Source organism: Bradyrhizobium sp. CIR18, from assembly GCF_014198295.1.
Taxonomy (GTDB): Bacteria; Pseudomonadota; Alphaproteobacteria; order Rhizobiales; family Xanthobacteraceae; genus Bradyrhizobium.
Genome location: NZ_JACIHF010000004.1, coordinates 462521 through 484361, shown reverse-complemented (window position 1 = coordinate 484361; position 21841 = coordinate 462521). Strand labels below are relative to the sequence as shown.

The window sequence follows — 21841 nt, the reverse complement described above, 5'->3', positions numbered from 1 at the left end:
CGACATTCTCCCACCCGGTTGTGGATCGGCGCCAATGCCGATGACGAGGATCTGAAATGCGCGGACCATCTGCGGCGCGAGACAATGACGAACTGACGACGCTGCGCCGGCTGGCGCGGTTTCGTTCGATGTCGCTGCTCTGCGCGATGCAGATGGTCTTCCTGCCGGTGTTCAGCGTCCGCGTTCAGGCGCAGACGGCGAACGTCATCGTCCCCGATGGACGGACCGGGACCAGCCTTCAGACCTCCGGCAGCGTCACCAACGTCACGACGTCGACGGTCTCGGGCAACAACGCCTTCAATTCGTTCTCGCAGTTCAGCGTCGGGCAGGGCAACACCGTCAACCTGCAACTGCCGACCGGGACGCGAAACCTCGTCAACATCGTTCGCGACGCGCCGGTCTACGTCAACGGCACGCTGAACTCCTACATGAACGGCTCGATCGGCGGTAACGTCTATTTCGCCGACCCCAAGGGGTTCGTGGTCGGCCGCAGCGGCGTGGTCAATGTCGGCAGCCTCAACGTCTCGACCCCGACGCGCGAGTTCACCGACAGCCTGATCGGTCCCGGCGGCGCGATCAACGGCACGGCGGTCGGCAATCTCATGGCGGGCTCGTTCCCGGTCTCGCCCGACGGCAACATCCGCATCTACGGCCGCGTCAATGCCCAGGACGGCGTGCGCCTGACCGGGCAGAACGTCTTCGTCGGCGGCGCGACCCAGCGCGACATCGCCAATCTCGACCACGCCGCAAAGTTCGCGGCCTCGGTCAATTCCAAGGGCCTGCGCAGCGCCAGCTCGATCACCGTCAGCAACGGTTCGATCCATATCGGCGCCGTCAACAACGCTCGCGTCAACGGCCGCCTGACCGCGCACAGCAAGACCTCGACGCCGAGCAACATCACGGTGCAGGCGGGCAACAACATCGATATCGGCAAGAACGCCAGGCTGAACATCGCCAGCAAGACCGGCGATGCCGGCGAGATCCGCCTGAAGGCGGCGCAGAACCTGACCGTGGCGGGCGGGGCCAGGTTCAACGCCAGCGCCAAGACCGGCAATGCGGGCCTGGTCGATTTCAGCGCGAACGGGATCATCGACATCGGCCAGGGCATCAAGGTCAAGCTCAGCGCGGAGAACGGCAAGGCCGGCACGCTGCTGATCGATCCGACCGACCTGGTCGTCGGCGATGCCGCCCAGGGCGACACCGGCGTGACGCTTTCGAACAGCTCCGTCGCGGCTGCGCTCGCCGGGCTCAGCGCCGGTGCCAACTACCTCATCCAAGCCGATCATTCGATCACACTCGCCGCACATGCGGTGATCGATGCCCGCCGCCTCGACGGCTCCGGCCATTCGACCGGCAACGCCAACAACGTCATCATCGACGCGCCGAACATCGATATCAAGAATGGCGCGCAGATCCTGGCGCAGTCGGTTAATTTCGGTGGGACCAGCTACACCGACGGCAACGTCACGCTGACGGCAACGGCGAGCGACATCAAGCTGTCCGGCCAAGCCACCGCCGCGACGTCGATCACGGTCGACGGCAAGATCACCGGCGGCATCATCTCGATCTCCGCGACCTCGACGGCGGTATCGAGTTTCCTGAACGGTTCGGTGGCCGGTGATTTCGCCCTTGTCGGCTCGACACTTGCCGCCTCGCTGCTCGGGCTCAACGGCGGCTATGTCGCGGCAAGCGCCACGGCGACCATCAACATCAACAGCCATGCCGACATCAACGGTCGCGGCGATGTCACCATTTCCGCGCATGCCACCGAGACCGCGTCGGATCCGGCGGTCGCCAGCACCTTGCTCGGCAGCCTCACGCCGGTCGCGGCCGGTGTGGTCGTCGGCAAGATCGACGGCAACGTCACGACCAATGTGGCCTCGGGCGCGACGATCAACGCCGGCGGCAACCTCGAGATCAAGGCGCTCAACGATGCGACCATTGCCGTCTCCGCCCTCGCGGCATCGACGAGCGCGCAGATCGTCCCGACGGTGGCCTATTCGAAGGGCTCGGTGACGACGACCGCCAACGTCGAGACGGGCGCGCATCTTGCGGCGGGTCTGGTGAATACGAGCGGCAGCACCCTGAAGGTGCGCGCGATCAACAACAACTCGTTCTCGACCAGCGCAACGTCGGTAGCGGCGCCCGGGACGGGCGCGAGCGGCGCCGTCGGCGGGGCGTTCGCCATTAGCGACATCACGACGTCTGCGACCGCGACGCTCGGCGCATCGCTCGGAACCGACGTCAACAACCGGATGAACGGCTCCGTTCTGGTCGAAGCGACGTCCGACACCACAAGCAATTCCACGATGGCTTCGTCCATCGCCGGTCTGCCCGCGCTGATTGCGGCGATCGAACGAGGACTGCGCTCCGTCACCTCGCCGACGTCGATCATCAGGGACCACATGGGATCGCTGGTGCCGCTAAGCTTCGATTTCAAGGTCGCAGGCGCGCTGTCGCTGGCCAACAGTGCCCAGAGCGCGACCGCTGCGATCGCGCAGAATCCGAGCGGCGGCGCGCCGAGCATCTATGCCAGCGGCAACGTCGCTGTCGCCAGCAACGTCATCGATCGCGGCGTTCGCAGCAATGCAACGTCCAGCGCGATCACGAAGGACCCGGTGTCGGGTGAGAGCACGGCGATCAGCGCGGCCGTCGCCTGGGGCAATTTCACGCATAATTCGAACGCCTATATCGGCGGCGGAACGCTGATCAACGCGGCGAACATCGCTGTCGATGCCACCACCGAGATGCCGATCACCAACTCCTGGCTGAAATGGGACGGCCTGGGCGCCGTGCTGAGCCACCTGAACGGCAATCTCGGTGTCGGCGGCAACATTCTAACCAGTTACGCCAACGCCACTGCGGATGCCGGCGATACCATCGGCATCGCCGGCTCGTTGAACCATTTCGTCGTGAACAACAACACGACGGCCTGGGTCGCGGGCGGTGCGAACCTGACCACGACCTGCGCGGCCGCGGCTTGCGGCAGCGGCACCGGCTGGTCGGTGGGCATGGATAATGGCGACGTCCACACCTACAACGCCAGCCTGCAGGTCGCAGCGACGACGACCATGGCGTCGATCGACGCGGCAGGCAATGTCGGTACGCTCGGCTTCCTGTCCGGCAACACGTCGGGCGGCTCCGCGGTCGGCGGCGCGCTCAATCTCGTTCAGTTCAACACCAAGACCATCGCCGGCATTTCGGACGGCGCAACGGTGCGAGCGGCGGACGATATCGCCGTCAACGCCATCACCGCTGATCAGTTCATTGCCGTCGCCCCGACGTCCGGCAAGGCTGCGGGCGCACTGGCGCTCAACGGCATCACCGCGCTCGGTTTCCTCAACAACACGACCCATGCGTCGATATCGAGCCAGGCAACCGTGTACGCTCCGACGGTCGGAATCCTGGCGCAGCAGGACCTATCGGTCATCACGCTGGCCGGCGCAATGAGCCGGAACACCAGCGGCGGTTCGGCAGTCGGGTTGGCGGTCGCCTATCTCGGTGCGAACACCGACACGTCGGCCTATATCGGCGACAATCATTCCGATATCCGGCCCGGTCCCTTCAGCGCCGATGATCCATTCGCCGGCAATGGCGGCGGCAGCGGGGCCGTCAACGTCGACAATCTCACGCTCAGCGCGACCACCTCCGGACGCATCACGACCGCCGCGGTCGCGGCTTCGATCTCCGAGCCGCAGGCCTCCAGTTTCTCGGACAAGGCGGGAGCCGCCGGTGCAGGTGCGACCGGCGGGGCCGCCGGCGCGGCGACGGCCGCGAGCAAGATCGGCTCGACCTCGGGATCGAGCACTGACGGCTTCAGTATCGATCTCGCCGGCAGTTCGGCGATCGGCGACGTCGCGCTCGGCACCAGCGCCTATATCAGGAACACGACGGTCAACAAGTACACGACGGCGGGCACCGTCACGACCAACACGATCGTTCAGGCACTGAACGACACCATGCTCAATAGTGGTTCCGGTTCGGCGGCGCTCAATCTGGCCGGGGCATCCGCCCAGGGCGCCGCAATCGGCGGCGCGATCGCGGCGGCGATGTCGAACAACGCGACGCTCGCCTACATCTACGGCACCACCCTGAACAACCAGAGTTCGGTGACGGTGCAGGCGCTCAACGGCGGCTCGGAGACCGTCGTCGCCATCGGCGTGGCGGGATCGAAATCCAATGCGGCGTCGCTGTCGGCGTCCGTCGGCATCATCACGGACAGCGCCAACGCCTATATCGAGAGCTCGACGATCACGGGGCAGGCGAGCGGCGTCAACCGCGCGCTCGAGGTGGACGCCTATCAGACCACGAACATCGCGATCGGCGGCGGCTCGCTCTATATCTCGGGCGGCCAGGCCGGCGTCGGCATCGGGCTGACCTATGCGTCGATCGCCGATCCCACGGGCGGCAACGCGACCGACGCGCATATCCGCAGCACCTCGATCTCGAACTACGACACGCTGCTGGTGCTGGCCGACAGCGCCAGCGTGATTGCGGCCGGCGCGGCTTCGGGCGGGGCGGGGTCCAACGGTCTTGCCGGCGCGGTCGTCGTCAGCGAGATCACGCCCACCACGACGGCCTATATCAACAGCGGCTCGACGGTGAGCATCAATGTCGGCCGCGTGACGGTGCTGGCGGACAGCGGCGCGGTGTCGGCGCTGGACACTGCGCTCGGCAATCTCGTCAAGAAGTCGAACAACAATCATCTCGCCACGGACACCTGCACGGTCGCCGGCGGCACGGGCGGGCAGAATTGCATCGACTTCAGCGCGGCTGCGCTCAACGACGGCACGGGCAACGGTCCGGGCGCGAGCATCGTTTCCGTTGCGGGCCTGATCCAGGCCGGCAAGAACAATGTCGGCGCCTCGATCGTCTACAACACGATCGCGACGACGCATTCGGCCTCTATCGCCAACGTGCTGATGGCGGCCGGCAGTAACGGTACTGTCAGCGTGAGCGCCGTCGATTCCTCCAAGATCCAGGCGGTCACGATTGGCTTCGGTCTTGCGACCGGACAGTTTGCGGGCGTCGGCGGCACGACGATCAGCTCGATCGCCAACACCGTCTCGGCGGCGATCGGAAACAATTTGTCCAGCACGACGCAGTCGAGCGTCACGGCCAAGAACATTTCCGTCAACGCGACCGACAATTCCAGCATCACCGGAACCGCCGCGATCGCCGGCGCCTCGACGCAAGGCAGCGCCGCGGGCCTCGCGCTGGTCTACAGCAGCATCGCCAATAATGTCAGTGCCGGCGTCACCGGCTCGAAGCTGACCGCCTCGGGCAATGTCGGGGTCAATGCGAACTCGAATGCCAGCATCTCGACCGTCGCCGTCGGTATTGCGATATCCTCGCAGGTCGGGCTGGCCGGCTCGGTCGCCACCAATCTGATGGGGACCAACGTCACGGCCAGCATCACCGCTGCCGGTATCAACGGCATCAACGGTGCCGACGTCACCGCCACCAACAATGTCGGCGTGATCGCCGGCAATAACGACAAGGCGGCCGTGTTCGCCGGCGCCTTGTCGATCAGCAAGGGCGCGGCCGGCGGCGCAGGTTCGCTGGTGACCAACCAGATCACGGGAACCACCGCGGCCTATATCAGCGGGGCGAACACCAAGGTCGATGCGCTCGGAACCAGTTCGTCCGATACGCTGTCGGTCAACAACGGCACGCTCGTCCACGCGTTCGATCTCGGCACCGCCCACGCGCCGACCGACACCACGCCCGACCTCTCCGAGAACCAGGGCACCGTGCGCGGCCTTGCCGTGGTCGCGAGCTCGCACCAGGCGGTCGTGACTAACGTCGCCTCGCTTGCTGCGAGCTCCAGCATCGCCATCATGATCAATCCCATCACCAACGTGATGAGCGGAGCAACGAGGGCCTATATCGATAGCGCGGCCATTGACACGCGCCTGGCCTCGTCGACGCTGGCGCCGCAGATCGAGGTCGCCGCGTCCAGTTTCTCCTATTCCGGCGCGTTCGGTGCCGGCATCGCCTACGGCAGCAGCGGCGGCGGTGGCGCGACGATCATCTCGACGACGATGTCACGCGAGACCTTGGCCTATATCACCAATGCCACGGTCGGCGGCGTGCAGTCGTCGAGCGCGACCGTCGGCGCCGTGACCGTGAAGGCCAATGCCGAGCAGGATGCCTCGTCGATCGCCGTCGGCTTCAACACCGGCTCGGTCGGGCTGAACGTCTTCCAGGCGACCACGGAAGCCTATGTCGACGGCGGCGCGCTGACGGCCGCGTCACTGACGGTGAACGCCACCAACAACACCGGTATTTTCTCCGCGAACGGCTCGGGCGCCTATGGCAGCCAGGCCGCGATCGGCGCGGCGTTCCTGGTCCAGGTCTCCTCGAACCGGACTCTGGCCTATGTCGGCGACGAGTTCCACTATCAAGGCAACAGCGCCGCACACACCACCGCGCTCAATTTGAGCGGCGCGCTCGACGTCGAGGCCAAGACCAAGAACCGCTTCGAGGCCTATGCGATCGGCGGCGCGCTCTCGACCGGCACGGCTGCGATCGCGGGCATGGCGAATATCGAGGTCGCCAACAACACCACCATCGCTGGCGTCTATGACACCACGCTGCAAGGGGTGACGGGCGGCACAGCCGGCGCGGTGACGATCAACGCGAACGAGGACGTGGCGATCAAGGAGATCGCGGGTGCGCTCGCGGTCGGCGCCAGCGGGGGAGGCGTCGGCGTCGGCGCAGCCGCAAACGTCATCGTGTTCAAGAGCCGGACCGTTGCCGAGAGCTGGAACAGCAATCTGAACTCGTCAGGCGCGATCAACGTCAATGCGCTCAGCACCAAGGAGGTGCTGTCCTACGCGGTCACCGCCGGCATCGGCGGCAGCGTCGGCATCGGCGCGACCGTCGGCGTCATCATCATCGGCACCAACACCGCCGACGCCGACACCCAGGGCCAACAGACCGGCCAACTTAATCAGGGCGGCAGCGGCACCATCGCGTCCGTGAACAGCGGCACCAGCACCACGCATGGCAGTGGCGCCGTCGCGAGCGGCACGGCCGGCAATCCAAACAGCGCCAATGTCAGCTCGACCTATGACGTCAGCAATGTGCTGAGCGGCGGCAGCGACGTCGTGGTCGCGCAGATTGCGGGCGGCAACATCAGGGGCTCGCAGGTCAATGTCGGGGCGACCAGCGCCAATGCGGCCAAGATGTATCTGCTGGGCGCGGGCTTTGCCAAGAATGTCGGCATTGGTGCCGGCATCGGCTACACCAGCGTCAACAGCACCGTGCTCGCCAATCTCAGTGACTACGGACGCAACGGCTCCGGCGTGCTGGTCGCCGCGGATACGCCTTTGGCTGTCGTGGCGCCGTCAATCTCCGTCGCCGCGGTCGTCCAGGACGCCAACACCGGTCCCTATAGCGGCAAGACCATCGACACCGAGGCGATCGCCGGCGGGGCAGCTCTCTACTTCGGCGCCCAGGCCGCCGTGGCGGTCGGCAATGTCACCAACACCGTCACGGCGCTGCTCGGCGGCAATGTTAACGGCACCGGCGGGACCGGTGCTGCCGTCATGGCGCAGGATTCCACGACCCAGGTGGTCTTCACGGGCGGCGTCTCCGCGGGTGCCGCGGCCGTCGGCGCTTCGGTGGCGACGGCAAGCCGGCACAGCTCGGTCGCAGCGCGGGTTCTTGACGGCGCCACCATCAACACCTCGCAATTGCTGATTGGCGCAGCCGGCGCAGGCACCTTGAGCACAACGGCAACCGCCCTCGGTGGCGGCATTATCGCCGGTACAGGTGCGGATGCGGAGGCCACCGAGAACTCCTCGGTGCTGGCCGAGATCGGCGCCAGCGCCTCGATCACGACGTCCGCGACCGGGATCGGCACGCTGGTGGCAGCGGCGATCGCGCCCAACCTGTCGAGCGAGGCGATCGGCGTTTCGGTCGGCGGCGGTGCCGTCGGCGTCGCCATCGCCCAGTCGACGGTCGGGGCCACGGTGACCGCCGATGTCGGCGACAATGTCAGCTTCTCGGGCGGCGCGCTCGACGTGAGCGCCAAGGCGCTGGTTCCGACCAGCGGGACGACGACCTGGGCCAAGGCGCTCGCCGGCGGCGGCGGCTCGCTGATCGGCGCGCAGGGCAGCTACGCCAAGGCCTCGCAGAACGCGACCGTCAACGCCTATGGCGGAATGGGGATCAGGCTGCCCAACGCCAACGTGACCGTCGAAGCTGAAAACGACAGTGCCCAATACGCCGAGGCAACCGGCCTTTCGAGCGGCTTCCTCGCGCTCGGCGCTACCGTCGCGCAGACCTCGTCCAGCGCGCACACTTATGCCTATCTGGGTGCGCCCGCGGACATGGACGTCCTCAGCCACGGCAATTACACGGGCGTCCTCTGGATCAAGGCCACCGGCACGGACACCAATGTCTCCAACGCGAAGGTCGGCGCGGGCGGCACCTATGCCGGCGCGGCGGCGGTCGCCACCACCGGCTCGACCGCGGTAACCAATGCGCGGTTCGATGGCGGCTCGACGGACGACACGCTCTATTTCGGCGGCTTCCGCATCGACGCCAAGCACACCACGAATTACCTCGCGAGCGGCGACGCCTATCAGGCCTCCACGGCCGGCGTGTCTGCCGGAAAGACGAGGAATGACGTCGATTCCACCACCACGGCGGAAGTCGGGACGCATCTGATCATCAACTCGGCGGCCGGCGACATGGTCGTTATCGCCAACGACGTCGTCAATCAGGCTGGCGGCGGTGCGCGTTCAGGCTCGGGCGGCTCGTTCTCGGGAGCGGCCGCGCTCAGCGAGTCCTATGTGACGCAGAACGTCACCACTAATATCGGCGCCGGCACGGTGCTGAGCCTCAACGACGATCCCAGGACCTCGACGGCCGTGATCAACATCGAGGCCTACAACACCCTGAACACCAACGACACCGCGAGCCTCGCCACCGCCAGCTTCTTCGCCGGCGGTGGTGCTGAATCCAACATGACGGCGAATGCCACACTCGCGGTCAACATCAACGCCCGTGAGCTGTTCAGCGCCGGCAAGATCTATGTCGGCACGGCGGCCAAGATGGCGGCGGCGAACAACGCCAATGCCAGCCTCTATGGCGCGATCGCGGGCGTCGGCGCCAGCACCAACAGCTGGGTTCACGCCAACCAGTCCGTCAACGTCGGCGCCAACGCGAAGATCGTGGCCTGGCGCGACATCAACATCTATGCCGGCCTTGCCGGCGACGGCAGCGTCTTCAGCAGCGTGCAGGCGACGGCGACGACGGTCGTCTACAACAACACTGCCATTCCGATCTCGACCCTGTACCGCGGCACGGCCAATGCCGACGACACCACGAGCCTGACGCTCGCGTCCACCTCGAGCATCCTCGGGGCGCGCGACATCTATCTCGGCGCCACGCAGGGGCAGGTCACGGCCGTCGGCAACGGCAGCAACTACAACCCGTACCTGGACATCTTCAGCGCCAAGAACAGCGACAACCACAGCCATACCAGCGGAACCGGCGATGTCGCGCTCAACGGCCTGGTGGTGGCGGGCATCAACAACGACGTGACGATCACGATCCAGCTCGGCGCGAGCACGCCGACGCTGAGCACGACGAGCCCTTACTCCGCGCTGACCCTCGAGTCGGTCGCCGACGTCAACCACTTCAGCCCGGTGATGAGCTGGAACCACCAGACGGTCCAGTACGCCATCGTCGGCAACTTCAATCCCTACCAGCTGGTGGTCAACCAGCTGGCGTCGCTGACCGGCCTGACCGAGGCGCAGGTCCGCTCCCAGCTTGCAGCGGCGACGCCGACGTCGCCCGCCAGCATGTCGCCGTCCGGCACCGATCCGACCGGCGACATCCAGCGCCAGATCGACACGCTGATCAAGCAGGCGCCGTTCACCTCCGACGCGCCCGGCAACGCCTTCGCGTTCGGCGACATGCTGGTGTCGGCCGGCAACGTCTCGATCCTGGCGCAGAAGCTCACCGGCAACAGCGGCACGAACCCGGCCGCGCCCGCGGTCATCGCGCGCAGCTCGCCGTTGATCAAGATCGAGAACAAGGGGCTCGACTTCATGAGCCTCGGCAACCTCACGGTCACCGACGTGACCGGAGGCAACATCACCTATCGCCAGACCGACCATGTCGACCCGGATTCGCACTCCAACGTGACCTTCACCGCGATGCCGAGCGCCTCGCCGACCATCGACATCTCGGCTACCTACAACCGCCTCGATCCTGACAGCGGCCAGGGCATCGACCAGAACGGCAACGTGCTGACCCGCACGCCGGACATCTATTTCAATGGCGCGGTCAGCAACGCGAACGGTCTGCTCAAGATCATCAACAATCTCGGCAGCGTCGTCGCATCGCAGTCGCTCAGCGCCGCGACCGTGCAGATCGTCGTGCCCAAGGGCACCTTCACCTTCCTCGGCGGCATCGGCAGCTTCTACGACAGCGGCAGCGCGGTCACCTCGCAATGGGCCAGCACCGAGAACAGGCCGGAAGACGCGCTGACGGCGGTGATGACGGCGGCGACCTATCTCGGCGCCTACGGTGACTACTATACCGCTCCACATATCGGCTCCGGAGCCGATCATCCATACTTCTATTACTGCTGCGCCGACGGCAGCCACGGCATTTATCAACCCGTCGGCAACGCCGATGCCAGCACGATCTTCACCGCGCGCATGCTGATGACGTATTACGACGGCACCTCGCTCTATTCGTCGATCTTCCTGCCGGTGGGCAGGGGTACGCCTGGGAACACCAGCACTCCCGATGCCGGCAGCGTGCCTGACGTCGCGACCCTCAAGATCATCGAGGGGCAGTCGCAGGACTCGACCAATGTCGTGCTCGCGCAGTGGAAGAAAACGACTTATGACGGCCGAAACGTTTACACCGATAGCGGTCCGTACAAGACGCCATTCAACTGTGCGTCAGCCTGCGACAGCTCGGGCTTCTTCCAGGTGATCAACATCCAGCCGGATGCGATCACGCCGAAGACCGCGAATTCGCCGGCCACTGCGACAGCCTCCCGGACCATCACCGGCCAGGCGGTCATCATCTCGGCGTCGGTGATCAACATCAACGGCACCATCCAGGCCGGCTCGAGCAGCAATTACTCGGTTAACATCGGCGCCGCGGCGTACGATGCCATCTATGGCAGCAACGGCCTCAAGAACCGCAACGGCGGCGCGGACTTTGCTGCGGCCCAGGCCAATGCGCGGAACGGCGTCTACTACGACGTCTCCGGCTCCGTGACGGCGTCGGCCAGCGGCGACGCCAAGATCGGGGTCAGGTACAACGCTCTCACCGACCAGCTCATCCTGAACGGCGTGGCGCAGGGCGCCGGCGGCTACGTCTATCTGAACGGCAAGATCATCTCGACCTCGACCGACAGCACCCAGACCCAGGGAAACATCGAGATCAAGGGCGGCGCCGGCACGGTCACGGTCAACAACACCAGCGGGCTCCAGCTGGTCACCAATACCATCAATACCAGCGCCACCGCCCAAAGCGTGGTCGAGATCGTCGATCAGCTGAAAGGGAAAACGACGTGGTGGGTCTACGATCCCAAGGCGGCGAGCAACCAGCAGGTCTCAAAGTACGAGGTCAATAGCGTCAACGCGGCCGCGATCGACCCGTCGATGCTTACAGCCAGGACCGGTACGGCAGGCATCCAGTACGCGACGCAGGAGAACATGCTCTATCAATGGGTCGACACTGCGACCCTCGATCGTCCGACCGCGAGCACGCAGTTCGACTACGGCTGGCAGTTCACGCCCAATCAGGCCACCGGGGCAAACTGGACCACCACGACCAGCCTGGTTTCGGGCGTGCAGAGCACCAACTACCAGAAGGTCACGACCGCCACCGGCAGCTATCACTGGGCGGGGGGCGTGAACCCGGACGGGAGCCCCGTTGGACTCAACACCCACTCCAACGCGTGCTGCGGCGCGGATGCCCAGTACAACTGGTACCAGGCGATCTATGATCACCTGACGCTCTCGCTGACCAACACGGTCAAGGCGTCGAACCCGATCAACATCAAGTTCACCGGTGGCAGCAGCAGCGACGTCGTGGTCAATTCGACCTCCGGCATCGTCATCAACGGGTCGATCAACAACCAGCAGGGAACGACGACGCTGGCCGCCACCGGCGTCAACTCGTCGATCACGGTCGGCGCCAATGCCAATAACCCCGTGATCTCGGGCACGAGCGTCTCGCTCCGGGGTGACGGCGGCATCGGCACGCTCGGCACCACCAAGGCTCCCGTCCAGGTGCAGCTCTATGGCGGCAGCCTGACCGCCAGCTCGATCGACCGCGACATCGCGATCTCGGCCGTCGGCGCGCTGTCGATCAACCAGGTGAAGGTGAATTCGGCGGGCGCCACGCCGCAGGGCAGCGTCTTCCTCTCGGCGACGGGCGACATCAACTCGGCCTCCGCCTACAACGTCGCGACACCCGTCGTGATCGGCAAAAACATCGAGATCAACTCCACCTCCGGTGCGATCGGCGCGACGAGCGCCGTCGTCAACAACGCCTCCACCCTGACCAACATCAATCCGCTGGTGATCCAGGCGACGGGGACGGTGCAGGCGGGCGGCGCCGTCGATGGCGGCGTGCTCGACAGTGCCTCGGCCACCGGTACCTACATCATCCAGTCCAAGGGTGATCTGCGGCTCGGCACGATCCAGTCGACCGGCGGCCCGGTCTTCCTGGAGGCCGCCGGCTCCGACGGCAACCAGGCCAGCATCCTGAACGGCCGGGCGGCGGTCGGTCTCACCCAGGCGCAGAGCCAGCATCTGCAGGACGTCTGGGCCAGCCTCGACCTGCTCAGCGGCAACGCCGCCACCAACGCCGTCAACAGCTATCAGTCGATGGTGACGTCAGCCTACAACGACTATTTCCAGCTCAAGAACATCGCCTTCCCGAACGGCAGCACCTACGCCCCGACCTCGGTGGGGCAGACGGTGCTGCGGGCGCAGGTGGCGGCCAAGCTCGGTATCGACCCCGCGAATGTTACGACGACGCAGATGAAGACCGAGGCCACGACGCGGTTCCTGCGGGATCAGTTCCTGCTCGGCAAGATCACCACCGACGAGCTCAAGACCTCGCTGACGAGCCTGCTCGGCACCGCACCTTCGGATCCGCTGGGCACGCTGTTCGGCAGCTCGCTGTCGACGACGTTGTTCACGAAGCTGTTCGACGGCGTCTCGACCGCCAACCAGCGCATGCCGACCAACACGGCGCTGCAGACCGCGCTGAACACGTACAATGCGAGCTACAGCTACACGCTGGCATCGACCGAGCGGGTCTATGGCATCATCACCGCGGGTGCGCAGTGGACGCAGAGCCAGCTGGCCTACACCGTCTCGTCGTCCTCGATCGGCGCGGCGCCGCCGCCGATCGACGAGAACGTCGTCGCCAATGTCAGCGCCAACCAGATCATGCTCTACGCGCCGCGCGGCTCGGTCGGCAATTCGGCGGCGCCTCAGACCTTCACCTTCACCAGTGTCGATGCCTCCTCGCTGACGACGGAGCAGCGGGCATTGCTGTCCTCGGCCGGTCCCGGCCAGCTCACCGTCGGCGCGGTGACGGACCCGACGACCCATGTCACGACCTATACGGTCAGCCTGTCGCAGCAGAACCTCGTCGTCGTCGACAACCCGATCGCGATCTCGGCCAAGGCGCTGACCAATGTCTATCTCGGCAGCAAGAACAGCCTCGCGCTCGGCGGCGTCACCGCCAATTACGGCCCGATCACGGCCGCCCAGGCCAACGGCATCCAGGTGACCGGCCGCGGCGACGTCAAGCTCGACGCCGTCAGCAACATCTCCGCCAATGTGGCCGGCGCCGTGATTTCAGGCGATATTGCCAACCTGACCCTGATCGCCGAGCGCGGCAATGTCGGCGCGCCCGGCGCGGCCGGAAGCAATCCCGCGACCAACGCGAACGCGCTTCAGATCGCGTTTGCCGACCCGGGCAACGACCAGCTCGATCAGGTCTCGTCGGCCCAGGGCATCTATGTGAAGCAGACCACCGGCGATCTCATCCTCGGCAACATCGCCGCCGGCAATGCGATCCAGCTCGCCGCGACCGGCAGCATCTACGCCGAAGCCGGCTTCACGGACCGCTCCGCGATCCACATCCTCGGCACCGACCTCGATCTGCGCGCCGGCGGCAGCATCGGCTTCAACGGCTCGACCTTCCAGCCGCTGCAGGTGAACATCTCCGGCGCGGTGACCGGCTCGGCGGTCGGCGATCTCAGCATCCTCGCGGTGACCGGCGATCTCGCGGTCGGCACCAGTGGTCCCTATGGGGCGCTGACGGCCGGCGGCGCGTTGACGCTGAACGCGGCGCGCGGCGCGCTCACCATCAATACTGGCATCACCAGCGACGGCCTGATGCAGCTGCTCGCCAACCGCGGCATGACCTTCGCGGCCGGCACCAGCGCGGCGCCGGTGGTTGCGACCAGCAGCGCGGACGGCGTGACGCTGGTGGCTTCCACCCTGTCGATGGGCGCTTACTCCGCCATCAACGCGGCCGGGCTGATCTCGGTGACGACCACGGGCGATGCGACGATCGGCCAGCTGAATTCGTCGCTGTCCTATGCGGCCGCCTCGAACACCCCGTCGATCATCGTCACCGCCGGCGGCGTCGCCTCGCTCGGCGCGATCATCGACAATGCCGACGGCCAGACCAAGTTCATCGCCTCCGGCGCGGGCGCCGAACTCTCGCTGGGCGCCTCGAACGGCATCGGTAGCGCGACCGGTCGGTTCACTCTCAGTGCCGCGCGGCTGTCGGCGAGCGCGAGCGCCGGCGACATCTACGTCAAGGTTCTCACCGACACCGAGACGAGCCTGCTGTCCGCGGTGAAGGGCAGTGTGGACATCATCGGCACCGGCGGATTGACGCTCGACCAGGTGCTGGCGGGCACGGCGACGGGCGCGAGCGGATCTTTCCGCGCGGTCGCGAACAATGGCAGCATTCTCATCGGCACCGCCGACAGCAGCGGTTCGCAGACGATCCACGCGACCCAGAACGTGACGTTCAAGTCGCTCGCGACCACCGGCAATAGCGGCGACGTCGGCAACATCAATGTTACCGCCGACACCGGGTCCATCCTGGCGCAGACCGTGACCTCGGGCGGCATGACCACGCTCGGCTCGGTCTCGGCCCACGGTTCGGCGAGCTTGCTCGCCGCCACGACCATCACCGGCAACACGCTCGCCGCAACGACCGGCTCCGGCCTGCTGACCGCGACCGGGCCGATCAATTGGAACACGCTCAACACCGGCACGACGCTGAGCGCGACGGTGAGCCAGGGCAGCATCATCTTCCAGACCGCGCAGAGCGGGGGCACGCAGACCCTCCGCGCACGCGACAACGTGACGTTCAACGCGCTGACGGCGACGGGGATCAATGGCGATGCCGGCAACATCAACGTCACCGCCGACACCGGCTTCATCCTGGCGCAGACCGTGACCTCGGGCGGCGTGACCACGCTCGGCTCGGTCTCGGCCCACGGCTCGGCGAGCTTGCTCGCCGCCACGACCATCACCGGCAACACGCTCGCCGCCACGACCGGCTCGGGGCTGCTGATGGCCACAGGCCCGGTCAACTGGAACACGCTCAACGTAGGGACGACGCTGGGCGCGACCGCGAGCCAGGGCAGCATCACGTTCCAGACCGCGCAGAGCGGCGGCACGCAGACCATTCGCGCCCATGACAACGTCAGCTTCAACGCGTTGACGGCGACGGGCATCAACGGCGATGCCGGCAGCATCAACGTCACCGCGGACAACGGTTTCATCCTCGCGCAGACGGTGATGTCAGGCGGCGTGCCGACACTCGGCTCGGTCTCGGCCCACGGCTCGGCGAGGCTGATCGCGGCGGGTACCAACACCGGTCATAACCTCACGGCCACGACCGGGAACGCAGTCCTCAGCGGCACGGTCGTTCATTGGGATAATCTCAACGTTGGCGGCACGCTCGACGTCACCGCGACGACCGGAGGGATCATCGTCGGCGCCGCAATCAGCGGCGGCACGCAGACCCTGCATGCCGTGAACGACGTCGTCTTCAGCCAGCTCACCACGACGGGGATCCCCGGTGATGCCGGCGATCTCAACATCAAGTCCGACACCGGCTCGCTCCGCGGCGGATCGATCTCCGCGCACGGCGACACGCATTTCGATGTCGTCGGACCGGTCTCGCTCGACCGGATCAGCGGCGACATCGTGAAGATGACCTCGTCGGGTGATTTGACGATCAACTGGGTCAGCGTCGTGCGGGAGCTCGACCTCGCGGCTGATACCATCAACGTCAAGGGCGAGCAGATTCGTTCGAACCCGGCGGTCCCGCTGATCCTGAACGTCACCGGCTATAACGGCGGCGTCGCGAAGTCCGCCAACATCTCGATCGACCCCGACCACATCATCGTCAACCAGTTCAGGGTGGTGGACGCGACCTTCTGGACCGATGCGCCGGCTGTCTCGATCCTGAACGGCTACGTGCCGGGCCAGCTCATGCTCACCACGGCGACCCAGCAGATACTCCTGAACAACCGTACGCCGGCGCCGTCCAATTGGCCGACGCTCCAGCTCTACCAGCCGGGCGGCGTGTTCACGATGAGCCAGACCGGCAACGCCAATATCAGCAACGCCTATGTGGTGTTCTACACCGGGGACGTCTCGGCGACCGTCACCAATTACGGCCCGACCCACACCTGCTGCAATGTCTTCACCGGCGCCAGCATGGCGCGCAACATCTCGGTCGACGGCGAGGGCAAAGAGAGCATCGAGACCTGGCTCGCGAAGAAGGATGGGGGCACGTTCTACCTGCTCGGTCTCTCCGGTCAGGCGCGGCTCGATGCGCTGCTGACGCCACGGCCGGTCGAGGCCGTCGGGTCCGGCCCCGCCGTCAACATCGAAGGGCTCAGCGACATGCGCAAGCTGCGCCAGAAGGGGCAGCGTGCGGGACGTCCGGGCTGGAAGGATGCGGCGGTTGAATCGGCGAAGCCGGCCGTTGGCCGTCTCGCACAGGCATGGTAATTGGATTCGAGATGCGGATTCTGGGGGCATCGTTGGGGATCGGGCTTGCAGCTTGCTGCATCGCGTCTGCGCGCGCCCAGTCGATCAATCCCGGCGTGATCCAGAATGACGTCGACCGGCAGCGGCGGCAGCTCGAGCAGCAGAGCGCGCCGCCCAAGCTCACCGGGCCGGCGGTGATCGGCGGCGAGCGGGAAAAGTCCCAGCTCCTGAAGCCGGGCGGGCCGAAATTTCGCCTGCGCAAGGTCACGTTCGACGAGTCCAAGTTCATCACGCCGGCGGAGCTGGATGAGATAGCGAAGAAATATGTCGGCAAGGACGTCGACATCGCCTCGCTGTTGCAGCTCGTTGCCGACATCAACGCGATCTATGCCGCGCGCGGCATCGTCACGGGCATCGCGACCCTGCCCGAGCAGGACGCCAAGGGCGGCGTCGTCCGCGTCAAGCTGACCGAAGGCCGGCTGCAGAAGACGACGGTCGAGGGCAACAAGCAGACCCGCACCGACTACATCCTCGATCGCGTGAAGGAGCCCGAAGGCGAGGTCCTCGACGTTCCAAAGCTCAACCGCGACGTGATCTGGTTCAACCGGACCAACGACGTCCAGATCAAGGCGCTGCTGCAGCCCGGCACGAGCTTCGGCCTCACCGACCTCCAATTCGCGGTGATCGAGCCGCCGGTCGACACCTTGCAGCTCTTCACCGACAACCAGGGTTCCGAGAACACGGGGCGTTGGGAAGGTGGTGCCTTCTACAAGCGCCACGGCCTGTTCGGCGTCGACGACCGCCTGACCTTCTACGGCGTCCGTTCCGACGGCAATCTCAACGGCAACGTCGCCTACAGCATCCCGGTCAATCCCTGGGGCGGCCGCGCCGGCGTCAGCTATACCGAAGGCAAGATCAAGATCGTCCAGGGACCGTTCGTCGCGCTCGACGTCACCGGTCGCTCGAGCCAGGCCGCTGTCAATTTCAGCCAGCCGGTCTGGGTGACGCAGGACTGGCTGGTGTTGCTCAACGCCGCCTTGACCGAGGGCAAGACCGTCAGCCGCTTTGCCACGGTCGCCGTCACCGACGACCACTACGACAAGACCACGGCCGGAATCTCGGTGACCAAGTCCGGCAACACCTATTCGATCACGGTCTCACCGGCAGTGAACTACATCGCGTGGCATGACTATGTGCTCGGCAACAACCGCGCGTTCAACACCTATACCGGCTCGCTGATCGCGACGAGCGCCGCAGGGCCCCAGAACTTCAGCGCCAATGTGCTGGCGAGCTGGCAGTACACGCAGGAGAAGCTGCTGCCGGGCGATCAGATCTTCTCGATCGGCGGCCCCACCACCGTACGCGGTTATCCCTCCAATGCAGCTTCCGGCGACAGCGGCTATTATCTCAACGCCGAACTGCATTACAACTGGTCGCAATGGCTGAGGGGTTTCGACACCTACGTCTTCACCGACTGGGGTGCGGTGTATTCGACCTTCCCCGGCGTCACCGAAATGGCCTCTGTCGGCGTCGGCTTCTCCTGGACTTATGCGTCGTTCATGACGTTCGAGGCGAATTACGCGACGCCGCTGAAGATGGCGGTCTCGACCCAGAACCATTACGAGGCCTATGGCCGCGTCATCTTCCGGCCGCTGCTGATGTTCCAGAAGCCGGAGCCACCCGCGCCTGTGGCGGCGATGGCTGGCAGGAGCAGGTCGTAGCGTCTCCGTCATGGCCGGGCGTGTCCGGCCATCCACGTTCTTTTGACGTGGAAACGAAGACGTGGATGCCGGGACAAGCCCGGGCATGACGAGCTTGGGGTCAACGCCGCAACGTAAACTCGTCCGCGCCGCGCCGGTGCTCCCATTTCGCCTGCTCCAGCTCGGGCTGGTCGCATTCGACTTCCGGATAGCCGATGCAGAGATAGGCGATGAACTTCCAGGTATCGGGCACGTCGAGAACGGCGTGGATACGATCCGGATTGAGGATCGAGATCCAGCCGATGCCGATGCTCTCCGCGCGTGCGGCGAGCCACATCGCGGTGATGGCGGCGACCACTGAATACTCGGTCGTTTCCGGCATGGTCGCGCGGCCTAGGCCGTGGCCGATGTCGCTGGCCTTGTCGGCGAACACGGCGAGGTGGCCGGGGGCCTGTTCGAGGCCCGACAATTTCAGCGTGGCGTAGCGGGCCGCACGTTCGCCGGAATAGCAGTTCAGCGCGTCGGCGTTGCACGCCGTGAAATCGTCGATGATGGCGCGACGTCGTGCAGCATCATCGACGGTGACGAAGCGCCAGGGTTGGCTCAGGCCGACCGAGGGCGAGAGACAAGCGGTCTCGATCAGGCGATCGATGGCGCCGGCCGGCAGCGGGTCAGCTCGAAAGCGGCGGACGTCGCGACGCCACACGAACAGCTCGCGCAAGTGCTGACGGAAGGTGTCGTCGAACTCGACCATGAGATCAGCCTCCCATCCGGAAGGATGCCGCGACCAGCAGAATGAGGATCTCGCCGATCTGCTCGAAGGCACCGAGGATGTCGCCGGTCTGCCCGCCGATTTGGCGCACGGCAAGCCGCGCCAGCAACAGGCCGGCGAGCGACAGCAGGATCAGGCCGACCAACGCCTTGCCCGGCCCCAACGCGAGAGCGAGAGCGAGCGTTCCAAGAGCGAAGGCGATGGCGATGCTACGGCCCGGCGGCGGTCCCGCGCTCGCCGACAGCCCGTCAGGCCGCGCTGGCGGCACCAATGACATGAAGGCCGGCACGCCGGCGCGGGCGGCGGCATGCGCTGACAACAGTGCACATGCCACCAGCAAGGGATCGGCGATCGCGGCGAGTGCGCTCCAGCGCAGGCCGAACGACACAATCAGCGCGCAGACGCCGTAGGTCCCGATCCGGCTGTCACGCATGATCTCGAGCTTGCGCTCGCGCGTGCGGCCGCCGCCGAGCCCATCGGCGGTATCGGCGAGACCGTCTTCGTGCAGCGCGCCCGTGATGAGGGCGGTCGTCGCGAGTGCAAGCAGGGCAGCAATGTTCGGTGTCAGTCCGAAGCGGATGGCGACCTTGTAGACGAAAGCGCCGGCAAGGCCGACCGCCAGTCCCGCGACGGGTAGTGCCCAGGTCGCGCGCGCGACGGCGCCGTCGCCTGCAGGCTTCGACGATGCGACGGGAAGGATCGTGACGAACGACGCTGCCATCCTGAGATCGGCGACGACGTCCTTGAAGAGCTCGGCGCGCGGCATCATTTCAATTTCATGGGCAAACCGGCGACGACGAACTCGACCTCGTCGGCGGCTTCGGCGATGATCTGGTTCATGATGCCGGCGGCGTCGCGATAGCTGCGCGCCAGCGCGTTGTCGGGGACGATGCCGAGACCGACCTCGTTGGTGACGAGGACGACCGGGCTTTTCAGGCGGGGCAGGGCGGCCGCGAGTTCGGTCACTTCACGCTCCCAGTCGCGTTCCGCATGCATCAGGTTGGAAAGCCACAGTGTCAGGCAGTCCACCAGCCGTGCGCCGCCGCCATCGCTTGCGATCAGCGCGGGCACGAGATCGAGCGGCACTTCGCGCTCGATCCAGTCGGTTCCGCGGCGCGCGCGATGCTTTGCGATGCGCGCCTCCATTTCGGTATCGAGTGCCTCCGCCGTCGCGACATAGACGGGCTGCCCGGGAAAAGCGCGCGTGCACGTTTCTGCACGCTTGCTCTTGCCCGATCGCGCTCCGCCCGTGATCAAGATGACGGCCATGAAGGTCTCCTGTGGGCCTGACTAATCACCAAACGCGGCCAAAGACAAAGCCGAAATCAGCCGGGCGGGGGCTTGCGCTCTGCCTTGGCTTTGCGCAACAGGGGCGGGGACAGGAGGCGTGTGTGGGCTTTGCGGGCGCGATGGTGGTGGCGATGGCGGTGGATGCCCTCCTGGGCTGGCCGTCGTGGCTGTTCGCGCGGATCGGTCATCCCGTGACCTGGCTGGGTCGGCTGATCGGTGCCATCGATATCACCTGGAACCGCTCGTCCGATCCGCCGGCGCTCCGCCGCGTCGCGGGCCTTACTGGCGCGCTTCTGGTGATTGCGCTCTCCGTCGCACTCGGCTGCGCGCTTCAGGCCTTGCTTTCCTCGGGTTGGATCCAGATCGTGCTGATCGGCATCCTGGCCTGGCCCTTGGTCGCTTCGCGCTCGCTACATGACCACGTCGCCGCCGTCGCGAATCCTCTGATGGCCGGTGACATCACCGCCGCGCGCGAGGCAGTCTCGCGCATCGTCGGCCGTGATCCCGCAGCGCTCGATGAAGCCGGGATCGCGCGCGCGGCGATCGAGAGCCTTGCGGAGAATGCCTCCGACGGCATCGTGGCACCGGTGTTTTGGGGCGCGCTGCTCGGGCTGCCGGGCATCATCGGCTACAAGGCGATCAACACACTGGACTCCATGATCGGCCATCGCAGTGAACGGCATGAAGCCTTCGGCTGGGCGGCGGCGCGCATCGACGATGTCGCCAATTTCATTCCGGCGCGGCTGACCGGATGTCTGTTCGTGCTGCTGGCTCCTCGGCGATCGGAGGCGCTGTCATGCATGACGCGCGATGCACGCCGTCACCGCTCGCCCAATGCCGGCTGGCCGGAAGCGGCCATGGCCGGCGCGCTCGGCGTCCGGCTCAGCGGCCCGCGCATCTATTACGGCAGCGCGACCGACGAGCCCTGGCTCAACGAAGGCGCACGCGATCCGCGCGCCGCTGATATCGCCGAGGCACTGACGGTCTACCGCCGCGCCATGGTGCTGCTCGCTGGCACCCTTGCGATCCTGGCCTTCGCGTGAAAGAAC

The 21841-nt window shown here is 66.0% G+C and carries 6 protein-coding genes; 3 read left to right on the top strand and 3 right to left on the bottom strand.

The annotated features are described in order from the left end of the window. The first annotated feature begins 56 nt into the window (after positions 1 to 56). Together GGD65_RS17960 and GGD65_RS17955 are read left to right on the top strand one after the other, a co-directional pair. On the top strand, positions 57 to 17051 hold the full coding sequence (locus GGD65_RS17960; RefSeq protein ID WP_183236098.1) for a leukotoxin LktA family filamentous adhesin: 16995 nt from the start codon (positions 57 to 59) through the stop codon (positions 17049 to 17051). 11 nt (positions 17052 to 17062) lie between these two features. Beyond that, a complete protein-coding gene (locus GGD65_RS17955) occupies positions 17063 to 18751 on the top strand; it encodes a ShlB/FhaC/HecB family hemolysin secretion/activation protein (protein WP_183236097.1) in 1689 nt (562 codons plus the stop codon). Positions 18752 to 18851: 100 nt separating this feature from the next. Here the strand turns inward: GGD65_RS17955 and bluB are convergent, their stop codons facing one another. From bluB to cobU, 3 genes are read right to left on the bottom strand one after another with little or no spacing between them, the layout of a single operon-like run. Further along, entirely contained in the window at positions 18852 to 19484 is a 633-nt protein-coding gene (gene bluB, locus GGD65_RS17950; protein ID WP_092256221.1) for a 5,6-dimethylbenzimidazole synthase, read from the bottom strand. A 4-nt stretch (positions 19485 to 19488) separates the two neighbouring features. Then, positions 19489 to 20271 carry an adenosylcobinamide-GDP ribazoletransferase gene (gene cobS / locus GGD65_RS17945; protein ID WP_183236096.1) on the bottom strand — a complete coding sequence of 261 codons (783 nt, stop codon included), beginning with the start codon at positions 20269 to 20271 and terminating at the stop codon, positions 19489 to 19491. Continuing rightward, on the bottom strand, positions 20268 to 20771 hold the full coding sequence (cobU, locus tag GGD65_RS17940) for a bifunctional adenosylcobinamide kinase/adenosylcobinamide-phosphate guanylyltransferase (RefSeq protein ID WP_018315952.1): 504 nt from the start codon (positions 20769 to 20771) through the stop codon (positions 20268 to 20270). Before cobU ends, cobS begins: the two co-directional genes overlap by 4 nt. A 122-nt stretch (positions 20772 to 20893) precedes the next feature. Here cobU and cbiB point away from each other — a divergent pair, with 122 nt between their 5' ends. Further along, on the top strand, positions 20894 to 21835 hold the full coding sequence (gene cbiB, locus GGD65_RS17935) for an adenosylcobinamide-phosphate synthase CbiB (protein ID WP_183236095.1): 942 nt from the start codon (positions 20894 to 20896) through the stop codon (positions 21833 to 21835). The last annotated feature ends 6 nt before the right edge of the window (positions 21836 to 21841 follow it).